Source organism: Akkermansia massiliensis (assembly GCF_023516715.1).
GTDB lineage: Bacteria > Verrucomicrobiota > Verrucomicrobiia > Verrucomicrobiales > Akkermansiaceae > Akkermansia > Akkermansia massiliensis.
Genome location: NZ_JAMGSI010000003.1, coordinates 86,197 through 98,762 on the forward strand (window position 1 = coordinate 86,197; position 12,566 = coordinate 98,762).

General features: G+C 58.8%; 18 protein-coding genes. 6 read left to right on the forward strand and 12 right to left on the reverse strand.

Going from position 1 to position 12,566, the window contains the following annotated elements; translation table 11 throughout:
* Nucleotides 1-159 precede the first annotated feature (159 nt).
* Entirely contained in the window at nt 160-690 is a 531-nt protein-coding gene (locus tag M8N44_RS13415; RefSeq protein ID WP_180971073.1) for a shikimate kinase, read from the forward strand.
* A 139-nt stretch (nt 691-829) separates the two neighbouring features.
* Here the strand turns inward: M8N44_RS13415 and rpsP are convergent, their stop codons facing one another.
* The 8 genes from rpsP to M8N44_RS13455 all read right to left on the reverse strand — a co-directional run bounded on the left by rpsP (nt 830) and on the right by M8N44_RS13455 (nt 6,656).
* Nucleotides 830-1,072: a 30S ribosomal protein S16 gene (gene rpsP / locus M8N44_RS13420; RefSeq protein ID WP_012419329.1), complete on the reverse strand. Its 243-nt coding sequence runs from the start codon at nt 1,070-1,072 to the stop codon at nt 830-832.
* Nucleotides 1,073-1,239: 167 nt separating this feature from the next.
* Nucleotides 1,240-1,866 (reverse strand): LysE family translocator, encoded by a 627-nt coding sequence (locus M8N44_RS13425; protein WP_022397817.1) that lies wholly within the window; start codon nt 1,864-1,866, stop codon nt 1,240-1,242.
* 14 nt (nt 1,867-1,880) lie between these two features.
* Complete coding sequence (locus M8N44_RS13430; RefSeq protein ID WP_102721849.1) at nt 1,881-2,783, reverse strand: tyrosine recombinase XerC; 903 nt, start codon at nt 2,781-2,783, stop codon at nt 1,881-1,883.
* Between the two features lie 11 nt (nt 2,784-2,794).
* Nucleotides 2,795-3,631, reverse strand: a complete 837-nt coding sequence (locus tag M8N44_RS13435; RefSeq protein ID WP_180973691.1) for an EF-hand domain-containing protein — start codon at nt 3,629-3,631, stop codon at nt 2,795-2,797.
* A 109-nt stretch (nt 3,632-3,740) separates the two neighbouring features.
* Entirely contained in the window at nt 3,741-4,061 is a 321-nt protein-coding gene (gene yajC / locus M8N44_RS13440) for a preprotein translocase subunit YajC (protein ID WP_240454344.1), read from the reverse strand.
* Between the two features lie 8 nt (nt 4,062-4,069).
* On the reverse strand, nt 4,070-5,203 hold the full coding sequence (gene tgt / locus M8N44_RS13445; RefSeq protein WP_022397813.1) for a tRNA guanosine(34) transglycosylase Tgt: 1,134 nt from the start codon (nt 5,201-5,203) through the stop codon (nt 4,070-4,072).
* A 5-nt stretch (nt 5,204-5,208) separates the two neighbouring features.
* A complete protein-coding gene (trmB, locus tag M8N44_RS13450) occupies nt 5,209-5,805 on the reverse strand; it encodes a tRNA (guanosine(46)-N7)-methyltransferase TrmB (protein ID WP_022397812.1) in 597 nt (198 codons plus the stop codon).
* A 128-nt stretch (nt 5,806-5,933) separates the two neighbouring features.
* The gene (locus tag M8N44_RS13455; RefSeq protein ID WP_102721851.1) at nt 5,934-6,656 is read right to left on the reverse strand and encodes an NUDIX hydrolase; all 723 of its coding nucleotides are present in this window, start codon (nt 6,654-6,656) and stop codon (nt 5,934-5,936) included.
* A 235-nt stretch (nt 6,657-6,891) separates the two neighbouring features.
* On the opposite strand from M8N44_RS13455, the gene M8N44_RS13460 reads away from it, so the two are divergent.
* Complete coding sequence (locus M8N44_RS13460; RefSeq protein WP_022397810.1) at nt 6,892-7,410, forward strand: septal ring lytic transglycosylase RlpA family protein; 519 nt, start codon at nt 6,892-6,894, stop codon at nt 7,408-7,410.
* 4 nt (nt 7,411-7,414) lie between these two features.
* On the opposite strand, the gene rnhC is transcribed toward M8N44_RS13460, so the two are convergent.
* Nucleotides 7,415-8,302, reverse strand: a complete 888-nt coding sequence (rnhC, locus tag M8N44_RS13465; protein ID WP_215832632.1) for a ribonuclease HIII — start codon at nt 8,300-8,302, stop codon at nt 7,415-7,417.
* Nucleotides 8,303-8,491: 189 nt separating this feature from the next.
* On the opposite strand from rnhC, the gene M8N44_RS13470 reads away from it, so the two are divergent.
* From M8N44_RS13470 to M8N44_RS13485, 4 genes are all read left to right on the forward strand, one after another.
* On the forward strand, nt 8,492-8,824 hold the full coding sequence (locus tag M8N44_RS13470) for an HU family DNA-binding protein (protein WP_256150996.1): 333 nt from the start codon (nt 8,492-8,494) through the stop codon (nt 8,822-8,824).
* A gap of 106 nt (nt 8,825-8,930) precedes the next feature.
* Complete coding sequence (locus tag M8N44_RS13475) at nt 8,931-9,563, forward strand: hypothetical protein (protein ID WP_022397808.1); 633 nt, start codon at nt 8,931-8,933, stop codon at nt 9,561-9,563.
* Between the two features lie 79 nt (nt 9,564-9,642).
* A complete protein-coding gene (locus M8N44_RS13480; RefSeq protein WP_102721852.1) occupies nt 9,643-9,906 on the forward strand; it encodes a hypothetical protein in 264 nt (87 codons plus the stop codon).
* A 13-nt stretch (nt 9,907-9,919) separates the two neighbouring features.
* Nucleotides 9,920-10,363, forward strand: coding sequence for a hypothetical protein (locus M8N44_RS13485; RefSeq protein ID WP_102721853.1), 444 nt, complete (start codon nt 9,920-9,922; stop codon nt 10,361-10,363).
* A gap of 261 nt (nt 10,364-10,624) precedes the next feature.
* Here M8N44_RS13485 and M8N44_RS13490 read toward each other — a convergent pair whose 3' ends face one another.
* From M8N44_RS13490 to M8N44_RS13500, 3 genes are read right to left on the reverse strand one after another with little or no spacing between them, the layout of a single operon-like run.
* Entirely contained in the window at nt 10,625-11,389 is a 765-nt protein-coding gene (locus tag M8N44_RS13490; RefSeq protein WP_102749453.1) for an energy transducer TonB, read from the reverse strand.
* Nucleotides 11,390-11,408: 19 nt separating this feature from the next.
* On the reverse strand, nt 11,409-11,843 hold the full coding sequence (locus tag M8N44_RS13495; protein WP_022397804.1) for a hypothetical protein: 435 nt from the start codon (nt 11,841-11,843) through the stop codon (nt 11,409-11,411).
* Between the two features lie 24 nt (nt 11,844-11,867).
* Nucleotides 11,868-12,518, reverse strand: coding sequence for a MotA/TolQ/ExbB proton channel family protein (locus M8N44_RS13500; protein WP_022397803.1), 651 nt, complete (start codon nt 12,516-12,518; stop codon nt 11,868-11,870).
* Nucleotides 12,519-12,566: the final 48 nt, after the last annotated feature.

A 12,566-nucleotide genomic window follows, 5' to 3' on the forward strand; every position in this document is an offset into this window, starting at 1 on the left:
TCCCCTATTTGCCAAACCGGGTCTCCTTGACCCTTCCCATTGCGGCATTCCGCCCGGAGCGGAAGAGGGAGACGGAAAAGGCCATACGGCTAAAAAGTTGTTTTCTCACGCCGCCGGATTGAGTACAATCAGGCCATGAAGGGGGCCGCGCCAACATCCTTGCCAAACATCATCCTGATCGGGCTGATGGGGTGCGGCAAAACGACCATCGGGAAGGAATTGCACCGGGAGACGAGCCTTCGTTTCACGGATACGGACCAGATGATCGAGCACCAGACGGGAATGAGCATTCCGCAGATTTTCAAGGCTCATGGAGAATCACATTTCCGTGACCTGGAAACCGGAATTCTGCGCCAATTGCATGGGGCGGCCAGGCAAAGCCGCATTATTTCAACAGGCGGCGGCATCACTATCAGGCCGGAAAACCGGGACCTGCTGAAAAAGCTGGGCTTCGTCGTCTGGCTTCATACGGATGTGAACACCCTGTACCAGCGCATTTCCAGATGCACCAACCGCCCCCTGCTCCAGCAGCCCAATCCCAAAGCCGTGCTGGGGCGCCTCATGAAAGAGCGGCATGATTTTTACCGGGAAACGGCGCACCTGACCATTGACACGGCCAATCTTCACATTCATGAGATCGCGTTCGGCATTCTGGAATCCGCCAGGGTGTTCCAGTCCCGCCGGCAGTGACGCCGGGCCGTTTTTCTATGTACGGGAGATTCCCGACGCAGGGATGCCACCTGACAATTCTCCCGCATCAGCGCAAGAAACAACAAAAGGCGGTCCCCGTCAGAGGAACGCCTTCAGGAAAGATGATGAAGAACCGGGCTTAGGCCTTGCGGGCCTTGCGGATCATGGAATTGACCGTTTCAGAGGGCTGCGCGCCGTTGGCAAGCCACTTGTCAACCTTTTCCAGGTTGATGGTGTAGTTGACGCCTTCCTTCATGGGATCATAGGAGCCCACTTGTTCGATGTAACGGCCGTCGCGACGAGCACGGCTGTCGACAACTACGATTTTATAGTAAGGACGGTCCTTGGAACCCTGACGGTTGAGTCTGATTGCTACTGCCATATCAATTATAAGTAAAAGGTGTTAATGGGGAACTTGCGCGCCTTGTCACTCACATGCGTGCGCGTTCAGCTCCCCACAGCGGGTGCAGATGTATGCGATATAATGGAGTCATTGTCAATACCAGAGTTATTTTTCCGAGAAAAAAGCCGTTCCCTCCCATCTCCGCATCAGGAAAAACTTTCCACCGCCATGCGCCCGAAGGAGTACAGCATGCTGAGGCCGAACCCCGCCAGCACAAGAGACAGCACTCCATCCACCCCTCCGGCATGCCGGTCATAAAAGGACCGGATAGGCTGCCAGCGGAAAACCAGAGCCCACAGAATCCACCCCGCCGTCCCAGTCACCACGATCAATGCGCCAAGGAACAGGGCATAGGAAGGGTCATGATTCTTTTCCAGCAGCGGGGCGGAGAGGGCCACGAAGAAGAACGTGGCCTTGGGGTTCATCAGGTTGGTCACCAGGGCATCCCGGTAAATGCCGGAAGCCGGGGGAATATCCCCGCTCCCGGCAAGGCTGCCCTTCCTCCCCCGCGGCCATATCTTCCACGCCAGGTACAGCATCCAGCAGGAGGCGGCACAGAAAAGCACCAGCCCCAGGGAGCTGTGAAAAACGGAAGCCCCCACCGTGCAAGCCAGCGCCGCGTGGGCGACCACCCCTGTTCCAATGCCCAGAGCCGCCATCACCCCGGCGCCAAAGCCGTAAGCCAGGGTGCTCCGGGTGACAAAAGCCTGGTCAGGGCCCGGAGACGCCTGGGAGAGCAGCAGGATTCCTGCGAATATGAGTTCTTCCGTCATGGGATAAAACGGCCTTATGCCCTGGGATGCGCCTGCCTGTAAACTTCCGCCATTCTGGCCCGCGTCACATGCGTATAAATCTGAGTGGTGGACAGGGAGGCATGGCCCAGCAGTTCCTGGACGGAACGAAGATCCGCCCCGGCATCCAGAATGTGCGTGGCAAACGTGTGCCTGATCTTGTGGGGGGAAATGGTGAAAGGAATGGAAGACAGCTTCACGTACTTGTCCAGCATCATCTGAACGGCGCGCGCGCTGAGCCGGGTTCCTATGCGGGAGACAAACAGGGGGGAATTCTTAGGCAGGCAGGCCATGGAGGCATAGGCCTCCAGAGCCGCCAGCGCAGGAGCGCCCACAGGCAGAATGCGCTCCTTGCGCCCCTTTCCCATCACCCGCACCCCCCGGAAACGGTGGTCCACGCTGCTGACGTCCAGCCCCACCAGTTCACTCAGGCGCATCCCGCAGGAATAAAAAAGTTCCAGAATAGCCGCGTCACGGTAGGGAAGCCACGCGGGGGCATTCGCAGGAACGGGCGTCTTGTACGGCAGCTCCAGCAATTCCAGCATCTGGTTAAGCGTCAGGAAAACGGGCAGGTTTTTCTTTTTCCTGGGGAGGGAGACGCCCGTCATCGGGCTCGCTTCCAGGCTGCGCCGCCGCATCATGAAACGGTAAAAACTGCGCAGGGCGGCAAACCTCAGGCGGATGGAGGCGGTAGCGGCCTCATCCTTCAGTTCCTGGAACAGCCAGTCCCTCATCTGGTCCGGAGTACAGTTTTCCCACCCCGTGAACATCCCGTCCGCCCAGGCCCGGAACTGGCGCAGCGCGCGGGCATATACCTCCACCGTATGGGGGGAGGCCTGCTTTTCCACCTCCAGATATTGCAGGAAGGCCTGTTCCGGTTCCAGAGGGTTCTCCATCATGAAGAATAAAATTATTCCGTGCCCTTCTCCTTTTCCTCCCCGCTGTTCACGGGAGCCTCCTTCAGCAGCACTTCACTGATATTCGCCCGGATGAACAGGTCAATGTCGTCCGGTTCCTCCATGGCATACAGGGGACTGTCCTTATGGCTGTCCGCCAGAGCCTGCTCCTTCTCCACCGGGCTGAGCACGCCATCCTGGTCCAGGTCGTAAAGGTCCATCATCTCCTTCATTCTGGCCCAGTACAGAGCCGCCGCATCCTTCATGACAGCGGCATGCTCCTCCGGATCAATGCGGCCGTTTCCGTTGGCGTCATACTTCTGCATCAGCATGTTCCGGGTCAGCAGGAACAGGCCGGGAGCCACCATGAAGCGCTTCCGGGCCGCCGTCCGGATTTCCACCATGGGCATTTCCCGCCCTTCGCCGGGAGGGGGGGGAGGAGGGGGCAGCTCGCCCCGCTTGTCCGGGGCGGCGTCCGGCCTGCGGGAACCGCGGCGTTTCTCCACATGCTCCCGGAAGGCCTTGTACTCTTCCGGAGAAAGCTTTCCGTCCCCATCCTTGTCAAACTGCATCAGGAACTTCTTCCGGGCTTCCCTTTGCGCAGCGCGCGCATCCTCCACCAGCCGGGCCTTGTCCTGTTCGGACAAAATGCCCGTTCCTGTGCTGTCATACCGGCCCAGAACCATCTGGCGGATCAACAGGGTTACCTGAAGACATTCCAGTCCGGGCCTGGGAACAGGCTCCCCTTCCCTGCGGTCTACGGAAGCCGCGGTCTGACCTGCCGCAGGCGGCAGAAAACCGAACGCCAGCGCCGCGGAACAGGACAGGATGAACGTGTGAGGCAATCTCATGATCATTCTTATTAACCCCGCCGGGAAAAGACGGTTTCAAAAATAAACATCCGCCCTTGCCGTCAGGCGACACGGGCGGATGCTGAAAACGTACGGAAGGCGGAAAACCTTACTTCTCCACTTGAACGATGGCGTTCTTTTCCAGTTCAACCACCACGCCTTCCGCAATCTTGAGGGAGACGGTGCGGTCATTCACCTTTTCCACAAATCCGTGCAGCCCGGCGTTCGTGACCACCTTGTCCCCGCGCTGCAGGGCCGCGATGCGCGCCTGCTGTTCCTTCTGGGCCTTTCTCTGGGGGCGGATCAGCATCACCCAGAACAGGACGATGATGATCACAAACATGAACATGGGGCTGCTGAGAATCTGCTGGAACATATTGGAGGGTTCCTGTCCGGCGGCGGCCGCCGCATCCTGAGCCTGTGCTAACATGAAGATATTCATAAAATGTCGTTTGCTTTGTACCGCGCGATGAATGAATCCTTGAAGGAGCCGAACGTGCCGGCGGCTATGGCCTCACGCGCCTGAGCCATTAGCCGGAGATAGAATTCCAGATTCTGGAAAGAAAGCAATCTTAAAGCGAGTATTTCACCGGCTTTGAATAGGTGGCGCACGTAAGCGCGGGAGAATTGTGTGACATGCGGATGCCCTTCCGGGTCGATCGGGCGGGAATCCGCCGCCCAGCGCTGGTTCTTGATATGCATGGGGCCGTCCGGAGTCAGGGCCACGCCGTGGCGCGCCAGGCGGGTAGGCATCACGCAGTCAAACATGTCCACGCCGCGGGCGATCATCTCCAATAGCTGGGGAGGCGTGCCCAGCCCCATGGCATACCGCGGCTTGTCCTCCGGCAGCCAGGGTGCGGAATGGTCGATGGCCCGGAGCATCTCCTCCTCCGGCTCTCCCACGGAAACGCCCCCGATGGCATAACCGTCAAACTCCATGGCGGCCAGTTCCTCCGCGCACCTCTTTCTCAAATCCGCATACACGGACCCCTGCACAATGCCGAAATGGTGCTGACGCCCTTCCCCGGAACGGGGCCGGTGCTCCTGCACCCAGTCCTTGCAGCGGCGCGCCCACCGGAGCGTATAGCCCAGGGAGGCTTCCGCGTACTTCCTGTCGCAGGGATAAGGGGGGCACTCGTCAAACAGCATGGCAATGTCACTGCCCAAGTCCGCCTGGATCTCCATGGAACGCTCCGGACTCAGCATCATGTACGCGCCGTCCAGATGGTTCTGGAAGCGCACCCCTTCCTCCGTAATCTTGCGGAGCTTGGCAAGGGACCAGACCTGGAAACCGCCGGAATCCGTCAGAATGGGGCGGTTCCAGGAGGAAAACCGGTGCAGGCCGCCCATTTCCCGGATCAGGGCGGAACCGGGACGCAGGGACAAATGGTAGGTATTCCCCAGAATAATCCGGGCCCCCAGCGTCTCCAAATCCTGCGGATGCATGGTTTTCACGGAACCCTGCGTTCCCACCGGCATGAAGATGGGGGTGGGAACCCGGCCGTGCGGCAAATCAAGCGTGCCCAGGCGCGCAGCCGTGGAGGAATCTTTCTGGTGAAGTGTAAAAGGCATCGGAATCAGGCTTTCTGCAATTTAATGAAGCGGGCGCGGTAAATCGGTTTTCCCATGGACTCCCATTGAAGCTGGAAATCCGTCCGGGGATAAAAAAACTCATCATCCTCCCAACCGGACCGGCTGAACAGGCCGCTGCGCGCCACATGGTCCAGCACCCACAGGAAATACTCCTCATGATCCGTTTTAAACAGGAACTCCCCGCCGTCCGCCAGGGAACGGTGCAGCACGGGCAGAAAATCATCCTGCACCAGGCGGTTCTTGTGGTGCCTCTCCTTGGGCCACGGGTCCGGGCACAAATAGTGAAGCCGGGAAACGCAGCCGGGCCGCACCATCCATTCCAGGAAATAACGGCTCTCCACCCGGAGCACCTTCACGTTTTCCAGGCCGCGGACGGCTGCCCGGGAGCAAACGCCCCGCACGCGGCCCAACAGCCGCTCAATGCCCAGAAAACGGCGTTCCGGATAATGGGCCGCCATCTGGAGCAGGAACCCTCCGTCTCCACAGCCCAGATCCACTTCAAACGGGCCGTCCGTTCCAAAAATATCGGAAGGCGCCAGCACCTTGAAAAAATCGTCTGGAATGAAGGCCGGATCTGTCATGGGAATCAACGTGCGGATAAGATGCGTTACAAAACGGACTCTGTCAAATGAGAAGAGCCCCTCCCCGCAAACATGGCGGGAAGAGGCCCGGCAAGGCGGAACGGCCGCACCCGGACAGCCGGACGGCATCAGCTCCGGTAATAAAGGCGGTTGTAAATCTTGCGGTCAAAACGATAATAGCGCGCGGCGCGGTGGGCCACGCCCTCCTCCTTCTCATCCAGCGGCACAATGTAGGGACGGGAGGCAATCTTCTTGTGGAAATTGCGCACGTCCATGGGCTTGCCGTGAATCTCCTCATTCAGCCGCCGGAGCTGAAGCGCCGTAAACTTGGCGGGCAGCATGTCGTAAATCAGCGCGGGCTCCTTCTTCACGGAAGAACGTATCCTCTCCAGAGCCAGATCAATAATGTCCCGGTGGTCAAACGCCAGCTCCGGCAGGCCGTCCACGGGCACCCAGCGGGTTTTGTGGCTCTCCATCAGCTTGCGCAGCTTGGTGGAAATCCTCAGCATGGCCATGTAAGCCACCGTCACCAGGCGGCCTATCTTCTGGCCGGAGATGGCCTCCACCCACTCCCTGTCCGCCGGATTCTTGATGCGCGACGGCGCGCCGAAGGTATGGAACTGCTCCAAATGGGGGGAAGACATGCCGGTCATGTCAAACAGGATACGGCGTGCGGCGGCGTCAAGTTCCTCCTCCTCATAAATCAAATCACCGGGCAGCTTGGAAATAGCGCCGGTATGGCCGGGTGCGACATGTGTCTTTTCAACCAGAAGGACCTTCAGCCCTTCCTCATCGAACCCGATCAACACACAATCCACTGAGAGATGCGGATAAAATGCCTGTCTGCTCATTATGTTATCTATTATTTGTAGTAAGTTCCCAGAATCGCACCAACGCTACGCAAGCGGCCCAGTCAAGTCAACCAAAATCAAAACAAGATCGGCAAAGGCCATTCCATCCCTCTCCCTGTCCCTGCGGCCCGGCTGCCGCAGACACGCCAGCATTCCCGGCAGCGGCGTCCTCTCCGGAGCGGGAAAACGCATCGGCGTCTTGCATTACCCCATCTTCCCGGCCATATAATAAGGTATGCAGACGGGCATCATCAGGGGAGCGGCCATGCTGGCCGGGCTGTTATGGCTGGCCTCCTGCTCCTCCTCACCCAAAAGCCGGGACTATACGGGCTACATGACCCGCCCCTACACCATCCGGGGCCACCGCTACCACCCCATGAGCGTGGAACAGGCGCTGTCCTATGAACAAACGGGCATCGCCTCCCATTATAATGAATGCGCGCTGTGGGGGCTCGTCAGCGGAGAAACGGCCATCGGGGAAAACGTGCGCCCCTGGCACCTGCACGCGGCGCATCCCACCCTGCCCCTCCCGTGCGAGGTGCTCGTCCAGTCCCTCCGCACGGGAAAAACCGTGAAAGTGCGCGTCAACGACCGGGGCCCCTTCATCAAAAACCGCATCATTGACCTTAGTGAAAAAGCTGCAGAACGGCTGGACATGAAACACCACGGACTGGACAGGGTCAGAATCACCGTCCTCTCCGTGGGAGACGGGAAATGGAAAAGGGAAGCGCCGCCCTACGCCACGCCGGCCTGACCCTTCACTTCAGCACGTTCTGCGTGGTCTTGAAATGCATCTTGGCCACCTTCGGAAGCATCTGCTCCCCATGCTGGGCCACCAACTGGCGAGCGGCCTTTACCACCTGGCCGGAAGCCCCCAGCGGCAGCTTCATGCCGGCGGCCTCTCCCGCCGCATCCATCCAGTTCACAAAACGTTCGCGCGCCAGAATGGACGCCGCGGCCACCGCCACGTCACTTTCCGCCCGGACGCGCTGTTCCAGCCTGATGGACAGCTTTTTGGCCGCCAGGGCCCTTTTCAGTACAAACGGATTGGCAAACTGGTCGCTCAGCGCCATGGGGCAGTCCGGCACCTTGGCCGCCAGGCCCTCAATCACCGTGGCATGCCCCCAGGCCAGAAAACGGTTCAAATTCTTGAACTCCGGATAAAGCTGGTTGTACCTCTCCGGGCCGATGCTCACCAGATGGAACCGGATGCCGGGCACCCTGCGTATCCCTTCCGCCAGGGAACGGATTCTGGAGGAAGAACCCACCAGCTTGCTGTCACAGACGCCCAGCTTGCGCAACGCGGCGCCTATGCGCCCGTCCGCATAAACACCGGCCACCACCAGAGGGCCGAAATAATCCCCCTTGCCGCTCTCATCAATGCCGAAATGGGCTCCCTTACCCCCCTCATCCTCTTCCGCTTCCTCCTGCAGTGACAGGAGGCCGGTCACCTGCGGCTCCAGCGTAAACTCTATAAAATCGTCCGTTCCCTTCCCCTGTAAAAGAAGCTTGTTCTTCTTCTCATAAACCGTCACCAGCAGGGAAGGCCCGGCAAAGGAAAAGCGCGCGTAGGGAACCTCCCTTCTTTCAAACCCCTTTCCCTCAAGAATGGACTCAAGCCTTCCGGCCTGAGCGTCAGTCAGCATGGTTGTAAACGTGGTGCGCATATGCTCCCTCCCGGCGCCGGAACGCCCGGCGGGAAATAATGGAAGCATTCAAACCGTTCCGGTCAAGCAAAATCCCCGCATCACGCAGTTGAGGACGCAAAAATCAAGCATGCCACGGATTATGTGATTTTTTAGGAGACAAATCACGCACGCTGAACTATAAAACTCATACATTCATATCATTCTGCACTCCATATGGCTAAAACATTAACAAAACGAGACCTCGTTAACAAGATCAGCGCCGAAACCAACTTCACCCAGATTGAAGTGTTCGACATCGTACAGCGTGCCGTGGACATTATCTCCAGCACACTTGCGGAAGGTGACCGTGTGGTGATTCGCAACTTTGGTACCTTCCAGGTGAAGGAAGTGAAGCCCAAGGTAGGCCGCAATCCCAAGAATCCTGACCAGGACGTGCCGATTCCGGCCCGCTCCGTCGTCAAATTCAAGGTCGGCAAGGAACTGAAGGACCAGGTCGCCAAGCTGACCGCCTCCAAGTAATCCCCGCAGGGACCAGACAAATTACACCGGGCGTCTCCATTCAGCGATGGAGGCGCCTTTTTGTTTGCAATTTGCGCGGCAATCGGGAATATAGGGAACCGTGAGCATGTTCCGGATACAGCACATTCTCCTGATCGCCGCCGCAGGGCTCTGCTCCTGCGCCACCGAACGTACGGTGACCACCAGCCTTCAGCCCAAACAGCGCCCGGACTCGGCAAAAACGGACGCGGAGCTGATGGATGCCCTGGAGGCGAAATTCGCCGGCGGCTTCGGCCAGCAGACGGACAAGGAAGGCAACACCAAGATGGTCTCCCAGAAACGGAGCTCCTTTGAAGGACTCCGGTACAACGGCGACATGTCCCAATTTGAGAAAAAGGCCTTTGAAACCACCGCCTTTGAAAAAAAGAAATTTGACGGAGCCGCCACACAGTTTGAAACCAGGAAATGGGACGGCGTCAAATCCTTCACGGATGGAAAACTGGAAACACCGGACTTCATTGCCCGGGCCAAGGGCGTGAATACCCAGTCCTGGCAAGATGCCTCCAAACAATACGCCACGCAGCAATCCGACCTTCAGGGCCGCTCCTGGAAGGAGGCGGACAAACACCTCGGACGCACCGTCAACCGGGACATTGAAGCCAAGCGGCAGAGCTTTGAACAACCCACCATGATGAGCGCTCGCCAGGCCCAGGCCCGCACCATCCAGGAAACACGGGAAATGATGGGGCGGACGGACTAGCGCGCCAACGTTCCGGACGTGATCCCATGCCACATTTCAGGTTCGACATTGTTTTCAGCCGCCCTCTATAATCCCGCCCGTGAGTGCCAAAGACGTTCCACCTTCCATCACCCTGCCTACCAGCGACTACTATACCATTGTCAAAATGAGCAATCATGCCGTCGTGGGAGTATTCCGCCAGCATGTCTTTGCACGCCGCGGCACGCGCCGTTACGCACCCCCCATTCCGGAAGAGCACGACTCCTACTGCGTTAAAAGAACTCCGGAACGTGTCATGGTGCAAATCTTTCATGACGGCAACGAAGTTTACCGTTGCATTTTTGTGCCGCCTGCCGATTATTGACGGCAGGACAACCATGAAAGCGCCTTTTTTCAGTCTGGCCTTCTGCCTCATTACAAGTCTGATTGCAGCCTGTTCCTCCCCCTCGGGACCCAATGCGTGGACGCCGGTCACTTCCGGCCCACCGCGTGCGCCCATCCCTCAGAACGAAGTTCTGGTCATTGATGAATACCCCATGGGGGAATATACCAACGTAGGGCACTTTAACGGTCCTGAAGGGCGCATTGTCCATGTCTCCATGGAAGACAAGGAACTGATCGACTACTTCACCAGGGAGGCTGCCGCCATGGGCGGCAACACCGTCGTCATCAGGGAACCGCGCATCCGCTACCGTTCCGGTGAAGGCAAGAGCAGCCGGGTGGACGTCATCCATGTGCGGGAGGAAATGGGAACGCACGGCGCGGAAGACCTGGGCATGGACTCGCTCCCCATTGATGAAGAATCCCTGCGGATTTATTAATCCGGCCCCACTACCCTGCGCGATCTCCCGCCCGGGGCTTTTTTCAGCCTTTTCTATTGGCCGCGCCGCAATGCGGGCACTCCGCATGGGAATTCCCGTCCTCCACATAAAACCGGAACCCGCATATCCGGCACCGCACCTTGCGCCTCCGGTCCAGGAAAGACCGTACCCACCCCATTGCCAGGCAAATGAACACTACGGCGCAAAAACCGCCGGACGCCAGCAAAAACAGGCGCAGCAAAAAATCGTGAAGGGTCATGCTCACGGCTCTTCCTCCTTCCATTCAATGGACATGGTGCCGCTCCGCGGCTCCCGGGACGGAACCCAGCGCAGGGAGCGGGCAAACCTCATGGCGGACTCGTCCGCTCCATTGCTGCCGGAAGACTCCAGCAGCAGCACCTGGGAGGGAACGCCCCATACGTCCACTACCACAAAAAACTCGCTTCTCAGCCCCGTATGGTCCTCGCTCCTGGAAAAACCGGACAGGGAGCCGGCTGTAACAATCCGGCCGTCCAGCCCCGGAGAACAAAAAGACAGGTAGGGAATGCACGTGCCGGAAACATCCAGGGAAGGATTCATCATGGCGCGTATATGGAAATCCGGATGCTGCCACATGCGCCACACCTGGTCCGCCACGGTGGGGACGGACACGGGGGGAAGAGGAGCCAGAGGCGTATCGGCGGAGCGCAGGGAAGGCAGAGTCACGCCCGTTTCCCCGATCGGGCCGGCTGTCACCGGATTAGCCCAGACGGGGCCCCTCACGGGCAGCGGAGTATTGCGCAGCACATACTGGTGCAGGCGCGGATTATCCGCAGGAAGCAGAACCACGGCGCCCGGCTGGTCCCCACGGCGGCGGACTCCCGGCACCTCCACATGGACAAACACGGCGGCCACGGATGCGCAAACGCCGAACAAAAGCATCCACAGCAAAATGCGCCAGCGCAAAATGCCGGTCTCCCGCCAGTCAAACGTCAACCCCACGTGGAGGTCGAAAATCTTGGCCCGGCTCTTTTTGTTCAGCTTCATGCGGCAGAATGGAAAAAAATCAATCCGCAGGCTCGGCGGCAATATAGCACGTCATTCCCTTGGCAAGCACCATATCCACCAACTGCTGTTCCAGAGCCCGAGAAACGGCGGAATCCAGCCGCAAGGCAATCCCCACGCGTCCCCCTCCATCCCCCTCGTTCTCCCGGGAAATCCGGTCCAATTCTGCGGAAACGCCGGGAAGGCCGCCTTCAATCAGGCGGTTCCCAATGTAAAAAGCGGGCTGGTCGCCGGCCGTGACGGAAATAAACTCCACATCCCCCACAATATTCATCAGGAAACGGGAGGACGGGGCCTTCACCTCATACCCGTACGCCATCCCCACGCGGGAAGTCATGATCGTCAGCACGCAAACAAGCACGACCAAATCCAGCAGGACGACCACCTGCATGAAAAACGCCCCGGTGGGCAACGTTGAGCGCGTCTTGATCTGCATGCCTTTTTTCCTTCCCTGTTACGCTTACACTCCCCGTCCGGCCATGCTCTCCCCCTCCTCGCGCCTCTGGCGGGCGTCGCACACCAGGCACACGGCCTCCGTGCCGGCCCGTTCCAGGGAATGCACGATCTGGCGGGAGCGGGAAGCCAGGTAGGAATAAAACAAATAAGCGGGAATCGCAATGCTCAGCCCAAGGGCGGAGCTCAGCAGGGCCTGGTAAACGGCGTCCGACATGGCGAGGGTGGGGGCCTTCCCTTCCAGGAGGCCCGGCTGGGAATAAAAACCCACCAGCCCCTGAATCGTCCCCAGGACGCCTATCAGCGGACTCACCGTAGCCACCACCAGGAGGCCGCGGATATTCTTCTCAATCTGGAACACCTCCATCTGCACGGAATCCTCCGCCACGGTCCGGAGCTCTTCACGCCGCAATCCGGCATGCGCCAGCACGGAGGCAACCACACGGGCCGCCGGGCCAGGCAGAATGGAAGCCTCATGCCGGGCTTCATCCGTCTTTCCGGCATTCACCAGCTTGGAAATGCCCCTTAAAAAATCCCCGGTATTAATCTGAATCCTGTGGAAATATAAAATCCGCTCCGCAACAACCGCCAGCGCGTACACGGCCAGAATGCTTAAAACCCAGAACAACGGCCCTATCTTGATGATCAATTCATTCATAACCCACTTTCTCGCGTCAGATGATGCACACTTTCCATGTAAATTCAA